The sequence below is a fragment of the Capnocytophaga sp. oral taxon 863 str. F0517 genome (assembly GCF_000466425.1).
Taxonomy (GTDB): domain Bacteria; phylum Bacteroidota; class Bacteroidia; order Flavobacteriales; family Flavobacteriaceae; genus Capnocytophaga.
Map to the genome: position 1 here is coordinate 49,721 of NZ_KE992087.1, position 25,170 is coordinate 74,890.

Consider the following 25,170-nt stretch of genomic DNA (forward strand, 5'->3'; position numbering starts at 1 on the left):
GGAAGTCCGCGAGAGCGGAGTATGTGAAGGGGGGGATGTAATTAGAAATCGTTGATAATGAGACACTTACAACTTTTGTAGATGTATATATTTCTAGTTATTTAACTATTGATTCGCATTGACAATTAACCATTAACCATTAATCATTATAAAAATGCTTCTTATTTCCCTACCTGAAAACGCCCTACAAACAGCCGACAGCCGAGCGCTACAGTTGCTCTGTAGTGCAGCCGAAACCTTAGGAGCTTCACTCTCCTACAACCAACCCTATCCCGAGAAAGAAGAGCCTACCGGCTCCAATGAGTCACTTGCGGAACTCCTCAAGCAAGTACAACAAACCACCGGTCTCTCTCTCGAAGAGATGGTCTTGCCCAAGCGCACCGCCAAATGGGTCTATGCCCGCCTGCTATTTGCTCACTTAGCCTCGCAAAAAGGATACTCCATAGAGGACATCGCCTCCCTGCTACAACGCTCCGGAGCCTCCGTATATAGGCTTTTACAACAATATCGTGACCAAATTAAGTTCAACCCCGAATTTAAAAGACTAATAGTGAAAAGTCTTTAATCATCCACCACTAAACAAAAAACTTGGAAACTTTTTTTGTTTATTAAGTTTTTTTGTTTTACCTTTGCCCCCGAAAAAAGAAGTAAAGAACAAAGAGTTAAAAGTGAAGAATAGTTCTATTCTCTTACCACATATTTGGCTAACTCTCTCGCTTTACTTTTTACTTTTTATCTTATAGAATGAAGAAAGACATTACTCAAAAGGCCTTATTTTACTTTATGCAGTATGGCTTCAAATCTTTTACTATGGACGACTTGGCCAACAACCTTGGCATCTCCAAAAAAAGCCTTTATGAGCAGTTCTCCTCCAAAAGCGAACTGGTAGAGGCCACTTTGGACTATGCCTTGGAAATGAGTTGTCACCAAGTAGACAAATTCGTTTTAGGAGAAGGCTCCGTTATTGAAAATGTATTTCGCAATCAAAAAGAAGTACAAAATCTCTTTAACCTCATTAGTACCAAACCTATTTGGGAACTCAAAAAATATTTCCCTAAAACCTATGAGCGTATGGAGATAGAATTTACTAAGTCCGATGCGCTTTTTATTGACAAACTCCTGGAGAAAGGCTGGCAAGAAGGACTCTTCAGAAAGAATATCAATGTATCTTTTTATAAGGTCTTCTACAGCAGTGTGCAGCGCCTACGTACTTTCAGCGATACTTTTGATGAGCGAGAATTTCCTTTTTGGGACACGATATATACCCTTATGGAATATTTCTTTAGAATCATTGTCAATGAAAAAGGCCTCCAAGAACTTGAAAATGTCTTAAAAAAAGTAAAAAGTCAGTAATCAGATGCCAGCAACTATCAAACTAAAACCTTATAATCCTTGAACTCTATAAGAATTGATCATTAATAATTAACCATTAATAATTAACCATTAAAAAAGATGTTTCGTATTTTCATCTCAATACTTACCCTTTGCGCCTCTACAAGTCTTTGGGCGCAACAAACCAGCGAACTTACCCTCGCCCAAGCGATTGATTATGCGCTCAAGAGCAAGGCCGATGCCCAAAAAGCACGCTTAGAAATCAAAAAAAGCGAGTATAAAATCCAAGAGGCGCGCGCCAATGCGCTGCCTACTATCGCCGGCTCAGCTGGCATGAGCTACAACCCCAAGCTACAGGCTACCTATATCGATGCCAGCACTTTCGCTATGCCTGGGATGCCGCCTGGTGTGTTACCCGACGAACCTATCAAAATGGAGATGGGACAAAAATGGAACTCCAATGCCGAGCTGAAGCTCACCCAGGTGATCTTCAATCAGGCTGTATTTATCGGCCTTAAGGCAGCTCGTACCACCCGTGAGTTCTATCTGATCAATGAACAACTGACCCAAAACGGGATTATCGAGAAAGTTGCCCAGGCTTATTGGCAAGTGTATCAGGGACAACAAGCCCTCGAGAATATACAGGCCAACCGCACCCTGACTGAAAAAACAGCCGAGGTGGTGGAAGGCTCCTTCAAGGCGGGCTTGGCTAAGAAAATCGACCTCGACCGCGTGACCGTGGCGCTGAACAACCTCAAATCAGCCGAGCAGCAGGCCTCCAGCAGACTTGCCTTGGCCAAGCATGCACTGAAGTATCTCATGGGAATGCCTATTACCGAACCTATCTCCCTGCCTAAGGATGCTTTCAAGGCGGATTTCCGTCTCGCTTTCGAAAAAGGGGATGCCTCCAACCGTGTGGAGATCAAAGCCCTTGAAAAACAAAAGGAACTCCTCTCCCTCAGCGCTCAGGCAACCCGCGGTAGCCTCTACCCTTCCCTCGCCCTACAGGCAACCTATGGCTACCTACGTATGGGGCCTAAAATTCCGCTCTTCTACGGAAAAAAAGATAAGGTATATGGCTCTGATTATTCGTCTATTGGCTTGGGGTTGAAGATCCCTATTTTCTCCGGTTTCGGCTCTCGTGCCAAGGTACAACAGGCCTTGATTGAGATCGAGACTATCGAGCAAACACTCAAGGATACCCGCTTGGCGATGGACTTAGCGCAGGAAAATGCACAAACCCAGTTGGCTAACAACCTGCTCACCATCCAAACCCAAGAGGAAAACGTGAAGCTCGCTCAGGAGGTGCTCACCAATACTCAAAATAACTACCAACAGGGATTGGCTTCGCTCAACGACCTACTCGAGTCCGAACGTGCCCTCTCCGATGCTAAAAATAGCTATACCAACGCCTTACTCTCTTACAAATTGGCCGAAATCGACCTTCTTAAGGCGCAGGGCAGGTTGGATGTTCTAAAGAACTAAAACGAAACAACCACTCCCATTCCTACCCCTCGTGTAGTAGCATCATAGGTAGGAAAGGCCATCATACCCAGAGAGGATACGCTGCCCGCTGTCCTCTCTTTTTTTCGGTGTAGGAGCTTGGAGGTATAGGGAAAAAGCAAATAGGAGAGCTTGGCCGAGAGGATTCCGATACCGGCTCCTGCGGTGACATCCGATGCCCAGTGCCGATTGTTATAGATACGCAAGAGCCCCACTCCTGTGGCCACGATATAGCCCGTAATCCCTACCCAAGGCGCACTGTGCTTGTACTCCTGGTAGAGCATCTCCACTCCAGTAAATACGGTAGCGGTATGCCCCGATGGAAACGAATTATGCGCACTATTATCCGGCCTAAGCTGCCGAACGGTATATTTTATCGAATTGACAAAAACGGCCGTCATCGCATAGGCCGCCCCCCCGATAAGCACTCGTTCCTTAAGCGTATGAGCGGGCTCTATTCCGATATTGGGCAATAAAAATACCCCCGCGATAGGTAGGTATTGCAAGTGGTCATCGATCCGTAGTTTTCCCTTTACATTGTCCGTCACATAGCGCTGCAATTTGTGGTCAAATCGCGAATCGATGGACAAAGCGCCACGCGCAATAAGTACCGCAGGGATTGCCAGCGACCAAGGCTTTATAGAAGAACGATTCATTATCGTATCTCGTACCTCTGCTCCCTGTACCTGCGTATCTGGCACCACTTCACTAAGTGTTAGGGTATCCCTTACCATCTCTTGTGCCTGTATGCCATGGCTAAAAAAGCCTAATATGATAAGCAAACATATATTTTTCATGTTCTTTTATTTTTCTTACAAAAGAAAATTCCAAACTATTGAATACTCAGTAGTTTGGAATTTCTGTAGGGGCAAAGTCGCATAAGCGAGTATATGAGGCGATTCCCCTATTTTACTCTTCTAATCTGATATCCAAGCCCAATCCCTTAAGCTCGTGCATAAGTACGTTGAAGGATTCTGGTAAGCCTGGTTCTGGCATGGTATCTCCATGAACGATCGCCTCATAAGTACGGGCACGACCGATTACGTCGTCGGACTTCACTGTCAAGATTTCACGCAAAGTGCTGGATGCACCATAAGCCTCCAATGCCCATACCTCCATCTCTCCAAAACGCTGACCACCGAACTGGGCTTTACCTCCCAATGGCTGCTGTGTGATCAGTGAGTAAGGCCCGATAGAGCGCGCGTGCATCTTATCATCAATCATGTGACCGAGCTTAATCATATAGATTACCCCTACGGTCGCTTTCTGGTCGAAGCGCTCTCCGGTACCTCCATCATAGAGGTAAGTATGTCCAAAGGCTGGCACCCCTGCCTTTTCGGTATATTCTGTAATTTGTTCAAGAGATGCCCCATCGAAAATCGGAGTGGCAAACTTCAAGCCGAGCTTCTGTCCTGCCCAGCCCAATACTGTTTCGTAGATCTGACCGATGTTCATACGCGAAGGTACCCCCAGCGGGTTAAGAACGATATCCACTGGAGTTCCATCCTCCAAGAATGGCATATCCTCATCACGTACGATACGTGCTACGATACCTTTGTTTCCGTGGCGACCCGCCATCTTATCCCCTACCTTGAGCTTACGCTTCTTAGCGATATAGATCTTGGCCAATTTCATGATACCTGAAGGAAGTTCGTCCCCTACCGATAGGGTGAATTTCTCACGACGAAGCATTCCTTGTAGGTCGTTGAGCTTGATCTTATAGTTGTGGATAAGGTCGTTGATCAGTTCATTGGTATGCTCATCCGTTGTCCAACCGCCGGATACCAAGTGGGTATAGTCTTCTATCTCTTTAAGTCCTTTTTGAGTATGCTTTCTTCCCTTAGGGATGATTTCCTCTCCTAAGTCATTGAATACCCCTTGAGAGGTCTTACCATTGACCAAGAAGAAGAGCTTCTCAAGCAGACGATCCTTGAGGGCTTCTGCCTTTGCAATAAAGTCAGCATCAAGGGCAGCGGCCTCATCTTTCTCTTTGCTGCGTTTTTGGCGTGTTTTCACCGCACGAGCGAAGAGTTTCTTACCGATAACCACTCCTTCGAGGGACGGAGAGGCTTTCAAGGAAGCATCTTTTACGTCACCAGCCTTATCCCCGAAGATAGCACGAAGCAATTTTTCTTCCGGAGTAGGATCACTTTCTCCCTTAGGAGTTACCTTACCAATGAGGATATCTCCTGGCTTGATATTGGCTCCGATACGTACGATACCATTTTCGTCCAAGTCCTTGGTAGCATCTTCCGATACGTTAGGAATATCGTTGGTAAGTTCCTCTACCCCAAGCTTGGTATCACGTACATCAAGGGTATATTCGTCTATATGGATGGAAGTGAAGATATCTTCACGAATCACACGCTCGGAGATTACAATCGCATCCTCGAAGTTGTATCCCTTCCATGGCATGAAGGCTACTTTCATATTGCGACCCAAGGCCAATTCTCCATTCTGGGTAGCATACCCCTCACAGAGTACTTGTCCTTTTTTCACCCTATCCCCCTTGCGTACAATTGGTTTTAGGTTGATACAAGTCCCTTGGTTGGTACGGCGGAACTTAATAAGGTCATAGGTAGTAAGTTCACTATCAAAAGAAACCAAGATTTCATCTTCCGTTCTATCGTAGCGAATTACAATCTTATTGGCATCTACATATTCTACTGTTCCTTCTCTCTCAGCATTCATCAGCACACGAGAGTCGGTAGCCACGCGTTGTTCTAAGCCGGTTCCCACAATAGGAGCCTCAGGGCGCAAGAGCGGTACTGCCTGGCGCATCATGTTCGAGCCCATCAGCGCACGGTTCGCGTCGTCATGCTCCAAGAAAGGAATTAGCGAAGCCGATATAGAGGCAATCTGGTTCGGTGCCACGTCTATATAGTCCACTTCCTCACGGGAGATTACAGGGAAGTCTCCATCTTCCTTCACTACCAAGCGCTCTTCAAGGATATTTCCTTCGTCATCCACTTGGATATTGGCTTGTGGTATCTTAAGGCCTTCCTCTTCCTCTGCACTCATATAGATGAGTTCGTCGAGCTTAATTTTTCCATTCTCTACCTTGCGGTAAGGGGTTTCGATAAAGCCCATGGAGTTCACCTTCGCATATACCGCCAAGGAGGAAATAAGCCCGATGTTAGGCCCCTCTGGAGTTTCAATAGGACAGAGACGGCCATAGTGGGTATAGTGTACGTCACGTACCTCGAAGCCTGCACGCTCACGAGAGAGACCTCCAGGCCCAAGGGCAGAGAGCCTACGCTTGTGAGTAATCTCGGCCAGCGGATTGGTCTGATCCATGAATTGGGAGAGCTGGCTGGTTCCAAAGAAGGAGTTGATTACCGAAGAAAGCGTCTTAGCATTGATCAAATCCAATGGGGTAAAGACCTCATTGTCACGTACATTCATACGCTCACGAATGGTACGTGCCATACGGGAAAGCCCCACGCCAAACTGTGCAGAGAGCTGCTCCCCTACCGTACGCACCCTACGATTGGAAAGGTGGTCGATATCATCCACCTCCGCTTTGGAGTTGATCAGCTCTATGAGGTACTTCACTATCGTGATAATATCTTCCTTGGTAAGCACCTGCTTTTCCATTGGAATGTCCAAGGACAATTTCTTGTTCATTCGGTAACGTCCTACATCCCCCAAGTTATAACGTTGGTCGGAGAAGAAGAGCTTATCGATGATATCGCGTGCTGTTTCCTCATCGGGTGGTTCTGCATTACGCAATTGGCGATAGATGTGCTCTACCGCTTCCTTTTCGGAGTTGGTAGGGTCTTTCTGCAAGGTATTATGGATAATATTGTAATCTGCCGCATGCTCATCTTCCTTGTGTAGGAGAATGGTCTTTACATTGGCATCCACAATCTCATCTATATGTTCTTTTTCCAAAACCGTATCACGGTCAAGGATGATCTCATTACGTTCTATAGATACTACCTCTCCGGTATCTTCATCCACGAAGTCCTCATGCCAGGTATTGAGCACACGAGCCGCCAAGCGACGTCCCAAATATTTCTTAAGTCCTGTTTTGGAAACTTTTACCTCTTCTGCCAAATCAAATATCTCCAAGATATCCTTATCACGCTCGAAACCGATAGCGCGGAAAAGGGTCGTTACTGGAAGTTTCTTCTTACGGTCTATATAGGCGTACATCACATTGTTGATGTCCGTGGTAAATTCTATCCAAGAGCCTTTGAAAGGGATAATACGTGCCGAATAGAGCTTGGTTCCATTAGCATGGTAGGACTGCCCGAAGAACACCCCTGGAGAGCGGTGTAGCTGAGAGACAATCACACGCTCCGCCCCATTGATCACGAAGGTACCACTGGTGGTCATATAAGGAATTGTCCCTAAGTAGACATCCTGTACGATGGTCTCAAAGTCCTCATGCTCAGGATCTGTACAGAATAATTTCAAACGTGCTTTCAGCGGAACACTGTAGGTCAGCCCTCGCTCTATACATTCCTCTACGGAATAGCGAGGCGGATCTATGAAGTAGTCAAGGAACTCAAGAACAAACTGATTCCGGGTGTCGGTAATAGGAAAATTCTCCTTGAAGGTGCTATACAGCCCTTCATTGCTTCGCGCATCCGACTTGGTCTCCATTTGGAAAAAGTCCTGAAACGACTTTACCTGAATATCCAAAAAATCCGGATAATCAGGCACATGCTTAGTAGAAGCAAAATTAATTCTGGCAGGTTGGTTAGTAAGCATCTATTATAATATAAATGGTTAATGAAAATGGCTCTCACTATCAGCCATTTAGACAAATATATACACTATAACAAAGCCCAGCTACCCAGGATTTCCCTCCTAAGTGCTGGTTCTCAATAACTTATTTTGTTACACTATACATACTTCTTTCAAGGGGGCAAATTTAATCATTTTATTTGTTATTTCCCTTTTACAACACGTTAATAATTTATTAAATTATCACTCGTCACTTGTAATTAGTCATTAGTCATTAGTCATTAGTCACTAGTCGTTGGTCATTGGTCATTAGTCTCTAAACACTATTTTCGTATCTATTTCCATTTCAGGGAATTTCTTGGAGCGGAACACATCTCCTTCTGAGACAGGTGGCAATCCTATATAGATATCCCCTTCCAGCACATAGCGGTATATAGCCTTGTCATCAGCATCCACGATCCAATACTCCGGAACCCCTGCCTCTTGGTAGATTTCGTATTTGTCCTTGAGGTCTTTGCGGGAGTTGGAGGGAGAGAGAATCTCCACAACCAAGTCCGGTGCTCCTATACAGCCCCTCCCATCTATCTTTTCAAGGTCACACACCACACATAAGTCCGGTTGCACTATGGTATATATTTGGTTATCAGCTGTTCCTTTACCTTTCATAGGCAGGCGCACATCAAAAGGTGCAGAATAGAGCCTACATGTTCGTTCTTTAAAAAAAGTATACAATTCTCCTGAAAGACGCATAGAGACCCGCTGATGAATCTCTCGTGGTGCCGGAGACATCTTAAAGAGCTTACCCCGCAGCAACTCCACCTGCTCCTTGAATCTCCAAAGCAGGTAATCCGCATAGGTATAAGTCCCATTTACATCCAACTGATTGATATTGGTTATAACCATATTACATTAGTTTTGAGTTTTGAATTTTGAGTTCTTAGTTTTTAGTTTTAAATCACTGTTCATTCTTCACTATTCACTATTCACTGTTCACTGTTCACTATTCACTGTTCACTATTCACTGTTCACTATTCATTCTTCACTGTTCATTCTTCACTGTTCACTTATTTGTGACATACTCCATTAATTGTTCTTTATAGTTATCAAAGGTAAAAACGGAATACACATTGAAGAAATTTCCTTTATCGGCACACACCTCATAGAGTTGCTTGCCCATTTCTACTTTATTACTCTCGAAATCAAGCGCTTGAAGAAGCATCCCTATTTGTGCAGAAGTATAGGAGGTCTGTTTTTGTTGTTTGACAAAGGCCATTCGCTCGTTATCGAAACGAAGGCGCTTATAGGCCTTATAGAAATTGACAAAAACCTCCTCAGGCATAACCGGGATGCGCGGATCTCCTGCTAAGTGGCATCCGGCCTGATATGGGTTGTTCCATATTTCATTCCAGTCCCCGCCGTACCATTGCCTATCTACCGGATAGACCGCTAATTCATAGAGCCCATACTGCACAAAATAATCCAATACGCTACGGCTATTCTGCTCAGCCATAAGAGTAGTGCGATACACCAAAAAGCCATCTAAGTAGATGGACATAGGTACCGCTCCCGAAGGCACATCGAAGAAGCGAAACTTCCCTGTAGCGCCACTTATCTGCTGATCGCCAAGGATTACGGTAAAGTAGCCCCTATCGGGAATGCGCAAGAATACCTCTGAATAACTATAAGGTGTCCTATTCCATTGGTATTGGTCTGGAGCGGTTCTATACTGTCGTAGGTCAGGACGTTTGTTTCTTCCTCCCTGTACATCTACCTGTATCCGAACCGAATTGATATCTGAAGCTCGGGCTTCATTCCTTAGCAGCTTCCCTATAGTTCCTGCCTCTTGTGCTCCAACCACAGAACTGAGGAGCAAAGCCACGAATAGACTAATTGGTTTCATCTTTTACTTTGTTTTTAAATAGGTTACTCCCTATCGATAGCAAGATGTATGCCAAAATGATAAGGGCAAACGCATTTACTCGAAAACAAAGCAACAGAATCGCACTCAAAAGCAGAAATATATACTTGATAGCATTCTCCTTAAGTGAGAAATTCTTAAACTTCAGGGCAAAAAGCGGCCAATTACTATTGAGCAGGTAACAGCTCACTCCTGTGATAAGTAGTGCCGCCCATAGGGGCAATACCTTGATGTATTCGGCTTGCTGCACCATATAGCCCACCGAAAGGATAAAAAGCGCATTGGCAGGCGTGGGAAGTCCTATAAAAGATTCATGCTGGCGAGTATCTATATTGAACCGAGCTAAACGATAAGCCGAAGCTAAGGTCACCAAATAGCCCGCAAAGGGCAGATAGAAATGTACCTCATCTCCATAAGAAGCCGTACTATAGCTGATAAGGGCATACATCACCTGCCCTGGTACCAGCCCCGAGGTCACCATATCGGCCAGCGAGTCCAGCTCTACCCCCAAAGCAGAGCTCACCCCAAGCCAACGAGCAGCAAAGCCATCTAAGAAATCAAAGACAATCCCCAAGAAAAACCAAAACAAGGCCATATCAAAGGCCTGATCCATCGCATACCGAAGGGCTACTATCCCACAACTGAGATTCAGCAATGTGATAAAATTAGGGACAAATTTTTTCATTACTTTTCATTTTTTAAATTTGCAGACTGTTTTATTATTGGCATTAATCATTGCCGACATTAATCATTATCGACAAGGATTCGCATCCAAGTAATCCACTTTGTTATTTCCATTACAGTCTGGGAAAGTGATGGTACCATCCTGATGATGTCGTATCTCCTCTATCGAGGGAATACCATCTCCATCGTGGTCGTAGCGCTTGGTCTTCACTAAGTTAATCTCAAATAGCAGCGGACTATAGGCAGGAATACTTGTGGTACCTGTATAGTAAGTAAGCCCCGATGGCATAAAGAAAACGCCTATCCCACTATCGGTAGGATATACCAAGCTACCATCCCTTTCCTCAGTGAGGGAGGTCGAAGCCGAAGCCTTCAATAGTGCCACAGCCTCACGAAAGCCCACCACGGTACCCCCTCTGTAGGCATTGGCCTCCGCGCCAAGTAGGTCTAACCAATTGCGTTGTGCAAAATGGCTGCCATCATCGTATACCTTTCCTCCTAACGATTGCACCTTATAGAGTACAAAGGAGTTATCCGCCACGGTAGCCTGCTCTCCGGTACCTTCTCGTAGGAGTAGGTAGTACATCGTATTTTCTATATAGTTCCCGTGCTGGTCGGGCACTTTAATCACTTTGCGCTTCAGCTCTGGGCTATCCCATAGGGAAGTCTTGTCGCTATGCCCCTCCATGGAGCCCAAAACCACCTTTCCTTCTCCATCCAACTCACAATAATGGCTCTTCAAGTACGCCTGTATCGCCCTATCGTTCTCCGGAATTACCTCCGTCATCTCTCGAATCTTCTGTCCTTCATCCTCATCCTTCTTACATGAATACAGGCTTAACAGCGCCAAACTCGCCAATAAAATATGCTTTTTTATCATTTGAAAAATAAATACTTTAATTTGGGTGCAAGTTACGAAAAAATCTCGTATTTTTGCATGAAATTTTTCACTTTAATTTTTTAGTGATTAATAGTTAGTGGTTAGTTATTAATGCGAATCAATAGTTAAAATAACACACTTTATATAGTAATTCATTGATATTCAATATATTTTTTTCTACATCCCCCTACCCCCCTCAAGGGGGGAATTGTAGAACGCTGAACTATAATACTGATATTCAGTATATTCAAGTGTGATTATTCTCTATTTTACTTGATGCCACTCTGTGATTCCCCCCTTGAGGGGGGCTAGGGGGATGTAAAGAAAAAAATATTGATAATGAGCTTTTTACAACTTATTTGGATATTTATGCTTCTATTTTTTAACTATTGATTCACATCATTAATCATTGACCATTAACCATTAACAATTGATAATTAACAATTACAGAAGATGCGTCTCGATAAGTACCTTTGGTGTATCCGTTATTACAAAACTCGCAGCATTGCCACCGAGGCCTGCAAGAAAGGCCATATCCGTGTCAATGGGGAGACCGCCAAGCCCTCCAAGGAAGTCTTCCCTCAGGATGAAATACAGATAAAAAAAGACCAAATCACCTACCGTATTCAGGTTAATGACCTCCCCGAATCCCGCGTAGGTGCCAAGCTCGTGAGCCTCTATTGTACCGACCATACCCCACAAGAAGCCTTCGAGCAAGCCAAGCAGCAACAACAAGCTCAAGAATATTACCGACAAAAAGGCGAAGGACGCCCCACCAAAAAAGACCGCCGCGAACTCGACGAGTTCCTAATTAACAATTAACCATTAATCATTGAACCCTTGACTACCATTCTCACCCCCGAACAGATTGCTCACAAGATCCGACGCATTGCCTACCAGATCTATGAAGCCAATATACATCAAGAAAAGATCATCCTTGCTGGCATCGAAAGCAACGGATACATCTTTGCCGAAAAATTACATCAGGAGCTTTCCCAAATCTGCCCTATCCCTGTGGTATTATGCCGAGTGAAGGTCAACAAAACCAATGTCTTAGCTCCAGTAACCACCTCCCTACCTGTGGAGGAATACACCCACCAGGCCGTCGTCTTAGTCGATGATGTCCTTAGCAGTGGCGCCACCCTTATCTATGGGGTCAAGCACTTCTTGGAGGTACCCCTCAAGCAGCTCAAAACCGCCGTACTGGTCAATCGTAATCATAAAAAATTCCCTATCAAGGCCGACTTCAAAGGACTTTCCCTCTCCACCTCCCTACAGGAACATATCGAAGTGAGCTTTGAAGGAGAACCTCACGCTTATTTACAATAGTTATGCTAATTGCACTACTGATTATCTTTATCTTTTTCAATACACTCCTCAAGCTCAGCTTTTGGAGATTGTCTTTCACTGCTTTATGGGCAGGAATCTTGACTGTTTTCCTATGGCTTGGCTACGATTTTGCCTCTGAGCAATCGCAGACCACCCTCAGCCAGTGGCTTGCCTCACCCAAAATCCTAAGCGACTTGGCCGTATTGGTAACCATCGAATCGGCTATCGGACTACTCTTTTGCTTTGTAGCGCTAAGGGACTATTACCAAAACCGACAGAGCAAAGCCCAGCGCATCCTCCGTGCTTTCCCCGGCCTGCTGCTCTTCCCCAGCCTTATCTATGTGCTGGCACAAGCCTTCTTCTTCTTCCCCGGAGCCGACTTCGCCCAAACCACCCTCTATGCCTGCCTCGCCCTATTCGCCCTTACGCTACTGGGTACTAAGGCCATCGCGTGGCTGCTACCGGAGAAAGACCTCAGACTGGAAGTACATCTGCTCATCAATATCCTCATCATACTCTTAGGCCTTACCACCACCGCAAGTGCCCAAATCATCTATGTCCCTAAGAGCGACCCTATCCACTTTGCCCTCCTTGGCAAGGTATTCCTCTTCTTCCTCTGCCTCTTTGCCCTTGGCTTTGCTGCAAACAAAGGCTACTGGTATCTCAAAGGAAAAAGAAAACTGTAGGGGCGAATGACCATTCGCCCTACTTTTATTTATTTCACACTTCACCCACATACCCTGCTCCAAGTATTCACTGGCTTTATTTTTCATTATTCATTGGTCATTATTCATTTGTCACTTGTCATTATTTATTGTCGTCTTACCAACACTATACAGAACACCCCCACCACGATAATCACCTTGAGCAGATTATAGAGAAAGGCATAATGTAGCTCCGTTTTGCTACGCCATAGAATAGGAGTAAAGACAGCTAATAATACGATTGCCGCCAAGATGAAATAATACTTCATCGCTCCAGTATCCGGGAAAGAGGTAAGGAAATACACACAGATAAGGGTCAGCCCCACCAGCAAGCTAATGAGCTGCTTCGAACTTCGCTCCCCATAGTCGGTCGCTATGGTATGATAGCCCAAGGCAAAATCCCCCTTGATATTCTGAAGGTCTTTCACAAAGTCCTTAGCCAGAAGCAGATAGTAAAGAAAGGCCGCATGTACGAAGATTACCTTCTCAAAATTATGATAATACACGAATATAGCAAAGAAAGGAATGATGGAGAGCACCCCAAAGACAATATTGCCTACCAGTACCACCTTTTTGATTCGATGCGAGTAGAACCACATCATAAAAATATAGATAGAGAAGAACACCACCGCCCGGAAGGACACATAGCTGGCCACAAATATCGATAGCAAATTCAATACAAAGTAGAGCGTCAGCTTCGTATTTTGCCCCACCAAGCGCTCAATCATCACCCGTGTAGGCTTGTTGATCATATCCTTTTCCTTATCATAGAACGCATTGATGATATAGCCCCCCGCCACAGCCAAAGCCCCAGAGAGCACGATGGCAAAGAGCCGCCCATCCAGCAGCACCTCCCTTATGGGTGCCTGCGAGAGCATAAAAATAGCCGTCAGGTATTGGGCAATACACAGCAGCAGGATATTATACCCCCTTACTACCGAGAAAAGCCCCAAAAATTGCTTCTTTTTCACCTGCCACATAGTATAATCGCGTATTTGGTTTTTATTTCCTGCAAAAGTAAGCAATTTTTCCAAGAAAAACAAATTAGCTCATCAACTCCAAAAGCTGTTTCCATCTCCGCCAATCTGGCATAAAGGATTCCAATAAACGGTAGAATGCTCCACTATGGTTATAATGTACCAAATGACAGAGTTCATGTAATATCACATAGATAATGCAGGATACAGGAGCTTTGATAAGCTCCTCATTTAGAATAATCTTTCCTCCAGTAGTACAACTCCCCCAACGCTTTTCGATAGATTTTATAACTAAGGTAGGTTTCTCTAACTGAAATCTATTGAATAAAAAAAACTGTTGCGAGAAAAGTTGACTCAAAACAATCTTTGCTCTTGTGCGATACCATGTTTGCAATAGTGCTTTTACTTGTTCTGAAGAGGGATTAAGCGTTTTTACTACCAATCGCCCCTGATAGAATTTCACTACCTCTTCTTCAGATTCCTCTACTCTTAGCATATATTGCCTACCTAAATACAGAAAAGTCTCCCCTCCCACATATTGGCGAGGAGGGAGCTTAGGTAGATAAGTCTCAAAGATCGCTTGCTGTTTTTTGATCCATCTGCTTTTAGCTTCCACATGAAGTGCTATCACCTCTAAAGGGGTATCTATAGGAGCAAATACCTTTACTGAAGTATCAGGATAGACCTTTATACCTAAGGTTTTCCTATCTGTATAAAAAAGTTCGTAGTGAGTGCTCATTATCCTATTTGTTTACTTACTTTTACGATTTCTTCTATAATGGTATCTACTATATCAAAAGAGATTTCTACACCCTGCTGTTGTTTTAGCTGGTAGAAAAAATCGTCTATAGTTTGTGCTATTTCGCTTACCAATAAACTGTTTTGTTGCCAATCTACAATAGGGGTACCCTCTTCGTAGATAATGTGGTTGATAAGCAAATCTAACTGCAAAGCCCATTCTACCTTTTGAACAGTATTAGGCAAGGTATCAAGAGTTTTAAGATGTTCGCCTAAGAGGTTATAGAAAGCAGTAGCTTTTTTATTTCCTATCAAAGCTTCTGGTAAATCGGATTGTGTTCCTTCAAAAAACTGTTTTTCATAATCTCTCACCCTGTTGAAATACTCCAATTCGTCTATGCGTTTTTGCCGATAAGCTTCAATGGTTTGCCTGATAAGGGTAGAGAGTTTTTGATAAAAAACAGGGTCTTCATCCATCTTTATACTGATAGCCTTCTCGGTACGCGAAGCGATATGGTCGGCTTTGGAGGCATGCCCTTTAATTTCTTCTAAAGCTTTGTCTCGCGCTTCTTTGTCAAACAAATCTATCTTTTCAGTGATTTGTAAAAAATCCCCATCGGTAATGATATGTTTATCAATCAGTTTCTTTATTTGCTTTTCGTATTCGGTATAATCAATCGTGTCAAAATAACGACGTGCTACATCGGTGCGCAAGGAGAGGAAGAACTTCAAATCTTTTTGATAACGCTCTATAGTAGGTGCATTCTCAGGTGTACCAAACTCCACTAACGAAAAGGCTAACTTCAGCATACGTGCAAAAAGGGAAAACCGTTCATAAAATGTTTCTCTTTTTTCTTTGTCTGATAATAGTTCCGCGTATGCTTCGGTATCGTATTTATTTTTTATGGTTTTGAAAATATCCCACAACTGCGAGTGTAGTTGCGGTAGCTTTTCAATTTCTTTAGCAGCATTGGTAACAGTTCCCTTGAGATCGTCTGCCTCAAAATCTTCCCAAGAACCATACATTTCAATGGCTTTATCAAGGTTTTCCAAGTTGCCATAATAATCTACTATAAGTCCATAATCCTTACCCTCTTTCACACGGTTTACACGTGCAATCGCTTGCAAAAGGGTATGCTCTTTGAGACCACGGGTCAGATACATGACCTTTACAATAGGAGCATCAAAACCTGTGAGGAGTTTATCTACCACAATCAATAATTCAGGCTCTTCTCGATCTCTAAATCCATTGATAAGGCTATCTTCATATTTTTGCGGAGAGCCATAGATGTCCATCATAGCTTTGTAAAAAGAGCCTACTTTATAATCATCTTCTTCTAAGAGATCGTCATTATTCTCTCTCATATCAGGGGCAGAAATCAGCACTTCACAATTAAGTTTGCATTCTTTCTCTAGATAGTATTGGTATCTTATGGCTGCGGTTTTACTGAGGGTTACTAGCATTGCTTTAAAACCTTCATTTTGTACATTGTTTTTAAAGTGTTCTGCTATATCCCAAGCACGCGCCTGAATAATCTGGTCGGCATCATTGAGCTGGGCAATACTGTTTACCTTGCGTTTTAAGCTTGCTTTGCCATAATCATTAAGAGGATCAGAGACACGATTAAAATAGTTGTCTAAGGGTTTTTCATTCAGATCATATTGGTTGTGCCTACCTTCATAGAGGATCGGTACTATTGCTCCATCGGCCACCGCATCGGTAATCGTATAGGGGGTACCAATAATACCTCCGAACTTAGCCGCTGTGTTTTTCTCTTTTTTCATCAGGGGGGTACCTGTGAAAGCAATAAAGCAAGCCTTGGGGAATACTTGTTGCATTTTTATTCCTAAACTGCCATATTGGGTACGATGAGCTTCGTCTATCAGTACAAATATCTCCGATGAGGTAAGCGCTTTTTTTAATTGATTTACTACAGTTTCAAACTTGTGAATGGTCGTAGTAATCACTCTATCTGTACGTTCTCTTAGCAGTTCTGTAAGGTTAGTGCCTGTAGAGGCTTTCACCACAGGTAGGTTACATTTTTTGAAGGTCTCACTTATTTGTTTATCAAGATCCGTGCGATCCGTTACTAATAACAATTTAGGGTGCTTAATGTTCTTATCCACAGCCAAAAGTTGTGCCAGCATGACCATAGTTAGTGATTTACCACTCCCCTGAGTATGCCAGATAACCCCTCCTGTACGCTTACCATTTTCTATATGCTTTACCCTTGCTAAGGTGTCCTCCACGGCAAAAAACTGTTGATAACGAGCTATCTTCTTGATATGATTATCAAAAATAGTATAGTACTGCATAAGGCGCAACAAACGGTCTTTGCGACAAAGGTAATAAAGCAAAAGGTCTTGCTCGACAAGTAGCACCTCCTCCTGTGCTCTTTGATGAAAAAAATCTTGAATTTCCTTGTTGTGTTTTGCAAAAAGAGCCTCCTGTTCCTTTCTAGGCAGAGGTTTATTTTTAAGCTCCTTCAGTTGCTCCATTACTTGTGCTTGCACTTCTTGGCTACCAAAGAGTTCACGCCATACTTGCCAGTATTTTAGGGGGGTCGCTGTAGTAGCATAACGAGCTTCATTCACTGACAAAGCCAACAGTAGCTGTGAATATTGGTACAGCTCGCGTATGCCATCGTCTTTCTGGTTGCGCAAGTGCTGCGAAATGGCCTCTGTGATAGGATTTTTTATCACATTGCTTTTACACTCTATGACTACTATAGGAATACCATTGATAAAAAGTACAATATCAGGTCGGTAATAATCATTACGGGCAGTACGTGTTACCTGAAATTCTTCACTTACATGAAAGACATTGTTCTCTGGGACTTCCCAATCTATATACCGAAAAGAATAACTTTTCTTGCTACCACCGATAGTTTGCTCAAAGGATTTACCAAGGGTAAGCAGATCATACACTTGTTGACTTACCGCCATAAAGCCCTCCTGAGTGGGGAGTTCTTTGAGAGCTGCCACTGCCGCATGGATATTCTCTGCTGAAAAATCATAGTCTTTCCCGCGGTAGTGAATACGGTTTATCTTGGTAAGTTGCGCCTTGAGGATAGGTTCCAGCAGTACATTACTATACTTATTAGCCCGCATAGCCAAAGCTTCTTCGGGCGACAGGTATTGATAGCCCATATTTATTAGGAGTTGCAGAGCGGGTATTTGCGATATGATTTCTTCTCGGTAGTGCATAAAGATTAAATTTTAGCTGTTGAGTAGTTTGTCTATATCTATATCAGTAGCTATTGCTTTAATAAGTCTGATATTATTTTTTTTTAAAGCTTCTTTTCCCTGTACAAGAACTCTGTCAAACTGATTTGCAGGGATTTCAAATATTTTTTCTATTCTACTTTTAAAGTACTCAGTAGTAGCTTCTGGAACTATGATGTCTATTTTCTTGTTAAAATGCAGATTTCTTAAAATATCATTGAAATGTTCGTCAGCACTATTGAAAGAATAGCCCACAATAACTATGTGTTCAGCCTCTTGAACCCATTCTGAAGCTTTAGCCCAGAGCTCAATGTATTTGTAAGAGAGTATGGGTTTTAGTCTCAAAGGCGGAACTAAAGAAGGAATGATATGTATTTGTTCTTCAATATTATTGTTGGTTACATCAATAGAAGGTTTGATAGTGGAGTGTAAAAACTCACTCACATTTAAGTGGTTTAGATCCTCTATTGGCAATAGATTTCTCGTATCCATTCTTACATATTCAGCAAGTCCTCCATGAAAATAGATAACATTTTCCTTGCCTAATTGATTCTCTAAAAAGGAAGTATAGTTGAGAGTGATAGCTCTTAAAGATGTTGGTAATTTTCCATAGAAAGGCATTTTAGCATTCCTTTTCTTGGAAAGTGCCTCTAGTACTTCTTTCTGCTTAAATACAAGATAAGCCCACAGTACCCAAGAAATATATATGTAGCTCTTAATATCAGCACTTTTATTGTTATAGAAACCTAAGAATTTTTCTATTAAAAGAAGTTCAATATTTAGCATTTCTGCCCCTAAAGCTTCTGCTACAGCGTGAGATTTACCTTCAAGGCCTAATCTTAGTGTAATTTTAAGAATTTCTTTAAAAGTATCAGATAATGAAAGCTTGTGAATGTCTAAGATAGAATCACTATCAATCAAATCATCAGCTTTGTTAGGAAAAACTTCACGAATTAAATTCTCAATTTCCTCATCTAAATTGCTGTTTTCAGCAATAGTAACTAATTTGTTAAAAAGCCTAATGATTAGCATTCCGTGCTTGTAGATTCTATCATCTTCACTTAATCCTTTTATAGCCTCTTGAACACGTTTAACCATTTTCCTTTGTTCGTCTGGCTCTCTGGTTACAATTTTATCAACAGCTGTCTTTATCATACTGTTGAAGCTAAATCTCATATTAGGAAGCATTTCTCTTAATACTTCATCAATACGTTTTCCTTCTTCTGTCTTTAGAAAACCAGTTATTCCGCCTAACAAAGTGTTTGCTAAGGGAAAATCAATACCTTTGGAGCGGTCAACTCCTGCTCCTGTAATTAATAAATGCTTCATATTTCTTTTTATTTTATTGTTAAAACTTCTCCAGTAAGCAACTTTTGCATCAGTGTTTTCTTTTGAGCTTGCAAGAGTTGTAGTTTTTGTTCGTATAGCTTGAGCTCTTGATGGGCAGTATCAAGAATTTTTGTAATTTTTTTTTGTTTTTCGATATTAGGAATAAAAAATTCCATTTCAGAAAGAGCTTTAAAAGACAATGTATCTCTTACACTTCCTTGTACATATGTAGGTATACGAACTAAAAAACTATTTGATTTTAGATGATAGTATAAGAATTTAGATGATAAATAGTCTTTTTTAGTTTCAAAAACTATGTACATAGGGCTTAATATGCCTATTTCTGAATCTTGTAGTAAATCTATAGAGCCTACATTTACTCTTGAAGGATTGTATGCAAATTGTCCTTTACTTACTATTTTATAATTAGAAACATCAGAACTAGCTAATTCCCTTCCAAATTGCTCAAATTGATTAATAAAACCTTTGCTATTTGTAACAGATAGTACTTTTTTTACTTGGAGATTAGAATTTCTATTGGATATTTCTTTTATATATTTCCCAATAGTTTTATAATTACTTTTCTCTCCCGTTAGCAACTGTTGGGCAAGCCCTTGGTTGCGCTGTTTTAGCTGGGTGATAATTTGGGTGGTAAGGCGAATAGCTTTATCACAAGTAAGTAGTATCTCGGCTATCTTTTCTTGCTCTTTTAATGGGGGAAGAGGAAGTTTTAGCATTTCTAATTGAGATGAATATATATGAACTACCGAATGTCCTTGTCCCATACTAAACTTTTGTTTTTTGGCAATATCAGAATTTAATAGATAAGACATTACAATTGGGTTTTGTTCGGTTCTAAACACTATAATATCTCCTCCTGCATATCCTATTTCATCATCAATAAAAGTAGCACACTTCCCAATGTCTTCTAAGGTTTCGCCAGAGCCTGCAAAACAAATATCTCCATATCTTATTTCTTGACTTATAAGAGCTGTTTCTTTATCAATGAATGATTTTACACCTTCTATTACAAAATTGTACTTAGTATATAAGTCTCCATAAGTTAAACATTTGAAACCTGTATCTGTAATTTTATTTTTGGGTACACCTTTCCCTTTAAAGAAAATACCTATCTCTCCTAACTTCTTTATTTTCCAATGTTTGGGTATATTTGTTATCATACTTCTTTTACTTTTGCTAATAGTTTCTTGCCTAATTGTTGGGGTAAAATGCTTATACGCTCATCATCTGGAAAAGTGCCATAAGGATAGCTCTCTTTAAAAAGCTCACTGTCTACTATTTTTATACTTAACTCATAATGTTTTTCTTGAAACTGTATTTCTATAGTAGTCTTAAAAAGAGTATCATTTTCTATATAATATCTTTGGTTTAAACAATACTCATATGTAAGAGAATCCACCTCTTTAGGCAGTTCAATCAAAGTGCTGAAATCAACTTGAATATCATTAAGGCATTCTATTTTTTTCTTCTCCTGAAATAGTTTGTCAAACTTTTGCAATACAGCTTCACAAGGGGCTATGAGCTTTTGCTGTGCCCATTGAAAAACGTTTAGCACTTGTTGAGGGGTTTTGTAAGCCTCTTGGTGTTGTAGCTGTCGAGCAAGGAGTGCAATTTCTTTGTCTAAATCATCAGGCTCTTCTATACTTTCGCCTTTAGCTGCTTTGATTGCCATTTCCAAGCTACTCACTACTTGTTCTGCTATATAGCGTATAAAGGATTCGTATTGTCCTGTATCAGCTAAGTGGAGTGCGTGCAAATAGTTCTGTTTGTCACTTGATTTGATAACCACTGGGGGCAACTTATGTGCTAAAAGTACGTAATTCATTAGCAAACGCGATACGCGTCCGTTACCATCGTCAAAAGGATGAATACACACAAATTTGTAATGAAACATAGCCGCAAGGGTTACAGGGTGCAAAGCGGTTTGCTCATCGCGATACCACTCCATAAGTTCTTGCATCTGTATAGGTACTTCTTGTGGAGCGGTGTATTCAAACAGCTCTCCATTGGGCAAGCGTACCGAATTGGGTTGGGTCTTATAGCTCCCTACCATTATTTGCCGGCGGGTGGGGTGCCCATCGGGGGTAATAGCGTTTTTCCAAAAAGGCTGTACGAGAATAATTTGATTAAGCTCCCTAATATCCTTTTCCGTAAGAGGCATCTGTGTGTCAGCTGCCCATTCTTTTATTTTCTGAAAGGCTACATCGTGGGCTTTCATTTCTTCATAGTCTCTCATGGGGTGGCTCCCATGGGTTTCATCAAAGAGTAATAGCAATTGAGTATCTCCATAAGTAAGCGTATTTCCCTCTATATGGTTAGAATTATAATTGTACTCCAACCGTACTTTTTTATCCCATCGGCGCTGGTTCTCAGGGCTCATAGGAAGTAGGCTATGGTAGGTAGCCGAAAGTTGGTCTATATAGTTTAAAATATCTGTTGTCATTACACAAGGTTTAATTCTTTTAAATATTGTTCTATTTGTTGCTCTACTTGGCTGAGCTCTTGTTTTAGTTGTCCCAGCTCACTATGTACAGTAGCTATGTCTACCAAAGTTTCTGGCTCAAAAGTATCTACATAGCGTGGAATGTTTAGGTTGTAGTCATTAGTTTGTATCTCTGCTAAAGTAGCTCGATAGGCAAAACGTTCTTCTATTACACTGCCTTTTTTACCGTTAATGGGCTTAGCTTTTTTGTAGTTCTGATATACCGAAACAATATGGCTAATGTCCTCATCACGCAAATGGTTTTGATTTTTGCCACTTTCATAAGCCTTGCTCGCATCTATAAAAAGTACATCAGTATTAGCTCCTTTTGCTCGGTTGAAAATCAGGATAGCCGCCGGAATACTGGTGCCGTAGAATAGGTTGGCAGGCAAGCCTATTACCGCTTCTAACAGGTTCTCCTCTATGAGTTGTTGCCTAATAATTTTCTCGGAGCTACCACGAAAGAGTACCCCGTGAGGCACAATCACTCCCACCCGTCCGTTAGTCTCGTGGGTGGTCTCAATCATATGGCTAATAAAGGCATAATCTCCTTTAGTTTTAGGAGGGATGCCGCGATGAAAACGTTGGTAAGGATCAGCAGCTGCATTTTCAGCCCCCCATTTATCTAACGAAAAAGGAGGATTGGCTACCACCACATCAAATTTCATCAGCGCATCATTTTCTATCAATTGGGGGTGATTCAGGGTGTCGCCCCAAGTGATGGTTGCCGCATCTTGTTCATGCAAGAACATATTCATCAGGCATAGTGCCCAAGTACTACCGTTATTTTCCTGCCCGTAAAGTGAATAGTTTTTGCCTTGTACTTCTTTAGCTACTTTTATCAGGAGTGAACCCGAACCACAAGCGGGGTCGGCAATGCGGTCGCCTGCCTTAGGAACTACCAATTTAGCCAAGAGGGTACTCACCTCTGAAGGAGTATAGAACTCGCCAGCCTTTTTACCCGCTTCACCAGCAAAGTGAGCGATGAGGTATTCGTAACTATCACCTATCACATCGTTACCTGCAAGATGTGAGGGTTTAAGGTCTAAATTGAGGAAGTCAGTAAGGAGTTTTTTGAGTATCTCGTTGCGTTGCTTGGTAGGGCCAAAAACAGCTTCTGAATTGAAAGAGATACTGCGGAATACATTGGTTAGCTTGCTGCGATTGGCTTCTTCCAAAGCGGTAAGCCCTATATCTATCACTTCGCCTAAATTGGACTCGTTACGATGGTCGTACAAATAGTCAAAAGTACTTTTTTCAGGAATGACAAAACGGTCTTTCTGTAACTGCCTATCTATCATGGTCTCATTCCCTTTGTATCTTTCCTTATAAAGAGCCTCCTTTTCCTTACGTACATCCGAGAGGTATTTTACAAAAAGTAAGGTAAGGATATAATCCTTATACTGACCACTTCCCATGACAGGGCGCAGCGTATCACATGCTTTCCATACTATACTGTTAATAATGTCCCTCGTTATCTTGTTATCTTCCATTGTATTATGATATTAATTTATGAATAATAGATTGATATAATTGTCGTTCTTTTTGTATCATCTGTTGTCTTAAAATATTTTTTTGCTGAAACAACAGATTTAAATCACTTATTTGTTGTTGTATTTTAGGAGGAGGTAAGGGTATTGGCAAGTCCTCTAACTCCTTTTTCCTTAGTGAAAAAATATTACTACCTCCTCCCATTTGCCATAATTGTTGCTGGTATTGAGGCAAATTGAGAATAGTAGCCAAATAAGCAGGCAATACAATTGCTCTGTCGACTCTCAATACATAAAAAATAGAGGAAGCCACAGCTTTACCCCATTGCGCTCGAAACAAAGTAGCAAAAATTCGGGTACCTTTAGAGGGTAATAAAATATCGTCCTCCAAAAGAAGATTTTTGTTATACTTCTCATCTTCCTCTACAAAGGCATCCACATTTGCCAAAAATTGATTATTTTCGTCAAAATTTTTGAGTTGTAGGTACAAAATTTCTCCTTTGGAGAGCGCACTATCATAACAGCCAAAGTCTATTCTACTTAATTCTTTTAAAGGTTTCATGGTGTTTTTTGAAAATCTCTACAATTATATTTTCAGATTGCAAAGTAACAACAAATAATTTAATTGTGCAAATTTTTATTGTAGATTTTTTCAAAAAATAGTTTTCCGCAAAAACCCTGATTATCAAATGGTAAAAGTTTTTCACCCATTACAATCATTGATTATTAAGCGAATCAACTTTAACAAATCGCACTATTACAAACTATTAAAATTCAATCCAGTCAATCTACTTGAGTACAAAAACCAACCGCTAAAAATTCTCAACACTTGTTAAACTTTTGTATATCTCCCCTAAACCAGTTTATATATACCAGTTTTTTACTACTTTTACGCTCATTTTCTAACTTGCCCAAAAAGTGCATACGCGAACCGAACGATACAACCGCAGGAAGCTCATCTCTTCCTATTTCTCCGTTACCCTGAGTATTACTCTGGTGCTCTTCCTATTGGGGTTATTGGGATTTTTGCTGGTCAATGCGAAAAACTTTACCGATAGCTATAAGGAAAACCTGATCATGTCTGTTTTCCTCAAGGATACCGCCAAGCAAGCCGACATACAGCAGCTCCACAAAACGCTCTCTATGGCTGGCTATACCAAAAAAGTACAGTTTATCTCCAAGGAGCAGGCCGCACAGTCCTTTATCGATGAATTGGGGGAGGACTTTATCGCTACCATCGGAGATAACCCCTTGAAAAACTCCTTCGACCTTACCCTTAAGGCCGACTATGTAGCTCCTGAAAAAATGGAGGAAATAAAGGAAACTATCCTGCAGAACGCCTCCGTCAAAGAAGTGGTCTATGACCGTGCTTCAGTAGAGAAAGTCCATGCCAACCTCCAACAGATTTCCATCGTGATCCTCTCTATTTCAGCGATCTTCACCTTGGTGGCTATGCTCCTGATCAACTCCTCCATACGCCTCTCGGTATATTCCAAGCGGTTTATTATCAAAACCATGCAGCTGGTGGGGGCCACCAAGGCCTTTATCCGCAAGCCGTTTATTATCACCAATATTGCCTTAGGCCTGCTCAGTGCCCTACTGGCCTGTATCGCCCTAAGCCTATGCCTATACTACCTCAACCAATCCTGGCCTGAATGGGGGCTTTTAGATCACTTCAGCGCTTCGCTATGGATCTTTGCCGCCCTATTCGTTATCGGAGCCTTTATCAGCTGGATCAGTACCTATTTCGCTGCACAGCGCTTCCTCAACCTCCATACCGACGAACTCTATTACTAAACTTTTAAGGTTATAGGATTTCAGTGCTAAAGAACCTAACTCATTGTTATTCAATACAAAACCCCT

General features: G+C 41.8%; 21 protein-coding genes. 7 read left to right on the forward strand and 14 right to left on the reverse strand.

What is annotated here, in order from left to right; genetic code table 11:
* Positions 1-154: 154 nt before the first annotated feature.
* From HMPREF1551_RS01260 to HMPREF1551_RS01270, 3 genes are all read left to right on the forward strand, one after another.
* A complete protein-coding gene (locus tag HMPREF1551_RS01260) occupies positions 155-565 on the forward strand; it encodes a helix-turn-helix domain-containing protein (RefSeq protein ID WP_021627179.1) in 411 nt (136 codons plus the stop codon).
* Between the two features lie 179 nt (positions 566-744).
* Positions 745-1,353: a TetR/AcrR family transcriptional regulator gene (locus HMPREF1551_RS01265; RefSeq protein WP_021627180.1), complete on the forward strand. Its 609-nt coding sequence runs from the start codon at positions 745-747 to the stop codon at positions 1,351-1,353.
* A 99-nt stretch (positions 1,354-1,452) separates the two neighbouring features.
* On the forward strand, positions 1,453-2,817 hold the full coding sequence (locus HMPREF1551_RS01270) for a TolC family protein (RefSeq protein WP_021627181.1): 1,365 nt from the start codon (positions 1,453-1,455) through the stop codon (positions 2,815-2,817).
* Here the strand turns inward: HMPREF1551_RS01270 and HMPREF1551_RS01275 are convergent.
* The 6 genes from HMPREF1551_RS01275 to HMPREF1551_RS01300 form a co-directional block, all read right to left on the reverse strand.
* The gene (locus HMPREF1551_RS01275) at positions 2,814-3,632 is read right to left on the reverse strand and encodes a phosphatase PAP2 family protein (protein WP_021627182.1); all 819 of its coding nucleotides are present in this window, start codon (positions 3,630-3,632) and stop codon (positions 2,814-2,816) included. The two genes, HMPREF1551_RS01270 and HMPREF1551_RS01275, sit on opposite strands and share 4 nt — an antisense overlap.
* Positions 3,633-3,744: 112 nt before the next feature.
* A complete protein-coding gene (gene rpoB / locus HMPREF1551_RS01280; RefSeq protein WP_021627183.1) occupies positions 3,745-7,554 on the reverse strand; it encodes a DNA-directed RNA polymerase subunit beta in 3,810 nt (1,269 codons plus the stop codon).
* 285 nt (positions 7,555-7,839) lie between these two features.
* Positions 7,840-8,433: a Uma2 family endonuclease gene (locus HMPREF1551_RS01285; RefSeq protein WP_021627184.1), complete on the reverse strand. Its 594-nt coding sequence runs from the start codon at positions 8,431-8,433 to the stop codon at positions 7,840-7,842.
* Positions 8,434-8,590: 157 nt separating this feature from the next.
* Positions 8,591-9,430, reverse strand: a complete 840-nt coding sequence (locus tag HMPREF1551_RS01290) for a DUF4476 domain-containing protein (protein WP_021627185.1) — start codon at positions 9,428-9,430, stop codon at positions 8,591-8,593.
* Positions 9,417-10,133, reverse strand: coding sequence for a CDP-alcohol phosphatidyltransferase family protein (locus HMPREF1551_RS01295; protein WP_021627186.1), 717 nt, complete (start codon positions 10,131-10,133; stop codon positions 9,417-9,419). The genes HMPREF1551_RS01290 and HMPREF1551_RS01295 overlap by 14 nt, the downstream gene beginning before the upstream one ends.
* A 66-nt stretch (positions 10,134-10,199) precedes the next feature.
* The gene (locus HMPREF1551_RS01300; RefSeq protein WP_021627187.1) at positions 10,200-11,012 is read right to left on the reverse strand and encodes an FKBP-type peptidyl-prolyl cis-trans isomerase; all 813 of its coding nucleotides are present in this window, start codon (positions 11,010-11,012) and stop codon (positions 10,200-10,202) included.
* A 453-nt stretch (positions 11,013-11,465) separates the two neighbouring features.
* On the opposite strand from HMPREF1551_RS01300, the gene HMPREF1551_RS01305 reads away from it, so the two are divergent.
* The 3 genes from HMPREF1551_RS01305 to HMPREF1551_RS01315 are packed head-to-tail and all read left to right on the forward strand — an operon-like array spanning position 11,466 to position 13,027.
* Positions 11,466-11,834, forward strand: a complete 369-nt coding sequence (locus tag HMPREF1551_RS01305) for an RNA-binding S4 domain-containing protein (protein ID WP_021627188.1) — start codon at positions 11,466-11,468, stop codon at positions 11,832-11,834.
* 18 nt (positions 11,835-11,852) lie between these two features.
* Positions 11,853-12,341, forward strand: a complete 489-nt coding sequence (locus tag HMPREF1551_RS01310; RefSeq protein WP_021627189.1) for a phosphoribosyltransferase family protein — start codon at positions 11,853-11,855, stop codon at positions 12,339-12,341.
* Positions 12,342-12,343: 2 nt separating this feature from the next.
* Complete coding sequence (locus tag HMPREF1551_RS01315) at positions 12,344-13,027, forward strand: hypothetical protein (RefSeq protein ID WP_021627190.1); 684 nt, start codon at positions 12,344-12,346, stop codon at positions 13,025-13,027.
* Positions 13,028-13,152: 125 nt separating this feature from the next.
* Here HMPREF1551_RS01315 and HMPREF1551_RS01320 read toward each other — a convergent pair whose 3' ends face one another.
* From HMPREF1551_RS01320 to HMPREF1551_RS01355, 8 genes are all read right to left on the reverse strand, one after another.
* A complete protein-coding gene (locus HMPREF1551_RS01320; RefSeq protein ID WP_034544069.1) occupies positions 13,153-14,025 on the reverse strand; it encodes a geranylgeranylglycerol-phosphate geranylgeranyltransferase in 873 nt (290 codons plus the stop codon).
* Between the two features lie 64 nt (positions 14,026-14,089).
* Positions 14,090-14,761, reverse strand: a complete 672-nt coding sequence (locus HMPREF1551_RS01325; RefSeq protein ID WP_021627192.1) for a M48 family metallopeptidase — start codon at positions 14,759-14,761, stop codon at positions 14,090-14,092.
* Entirely contained in the window at positions 14,761-17,967 is a 3,207-nt protein-coding gene (locus HMPREF1551_RS01330) for a type I restriction endonuclease subunit R (protein WP_021627193.1), read from the reverse strand. The genes HMPREF1551_RS01325 and HMPREF1551_RS01330 overlap by 1 nt, the downstream gene beginning before the upstream one ends.
* A 12-nt stretch (positions 17,968-17,979) precedes the next feature.
* Complete coding sequence (locus tag HMPREF1551_RS01335; RefSeq protein ID WP_021627194.1) at positions 17,980-19,314, reverse strand: hypothetical protein; 1,335 nt, start codon at positions 19,312-19,314, stop codon at positions 17,980-17,982.
* Between the two features lie 8 nt (positions 19,315-19,322).
* Positions 19,323-20,495, reverse strand: coding sequence for a restriction endonuclease subunit S (locus tag HMPREF1551_RS01340; RefSeq protein ID WP_021627195.1), 1,173 nt, complete (start codon positions 20,493-20,495; stop codon positions 19,323-19,325).
* On the reverse strand, positions 20,492-21,778 hold the full coding sequence (locus tag HMPREF1551_RS01345; protein ID WP_021627196.1) for a Fic family protein: 1,287 nt from the start codon (positions 21,776-21,778) through the stop codon (positions 20,492-20,494). Before HMPREF1551_RS01345 ends, HMPREF1551_RS01340 begins: the two co-directional genes overlap by 4 nt.
* Entirely contained in the window at positions 21,778-23,310 is a 1,533-nt protein-coding gene (locus HMPREF1551_RS01350) for a type I restriction-modification system subunit M (protein WP_021627197.1), read from the reverse strand. Before HMPREF1551_RS01350 ends, HMPREF1551_RS01345 begins: the two co-directional genes overlap by 1 nt.
* 4 nt (positions 23,311-23,314) lie before the next feature.
* On the reverse strand, positions 23,315-23,869 hold the full coding sequence (locus tag HMPREF1551_RS01355) for a restriction endonuclease subunit S (protein WP_021627198.1): 555 nt from the start codon (positions 23,867-23,869) through the stop codon (positions 23,315-23,317).
* A gap of 356 nt (positions 23,870-24,225) precedes the next feature.
* On the opposite strand from HMPREF1551_RS01355, the gene HMPREF1551_RS01360 reads away from it, so the two are divergent.
* Positions 24,226-25,104 (forward strand): cell division protein FtsX, encoded by an 879-nt coding sequence (locus HMPREF1551_RS01360; protein WP_034544057.1) that lies wholly within the window; start codon positions 24,226-24,228, stop codon positions 25,102-25,104.
* Positions 25,105-25,170: the final 66 nt, after the last annotated feature.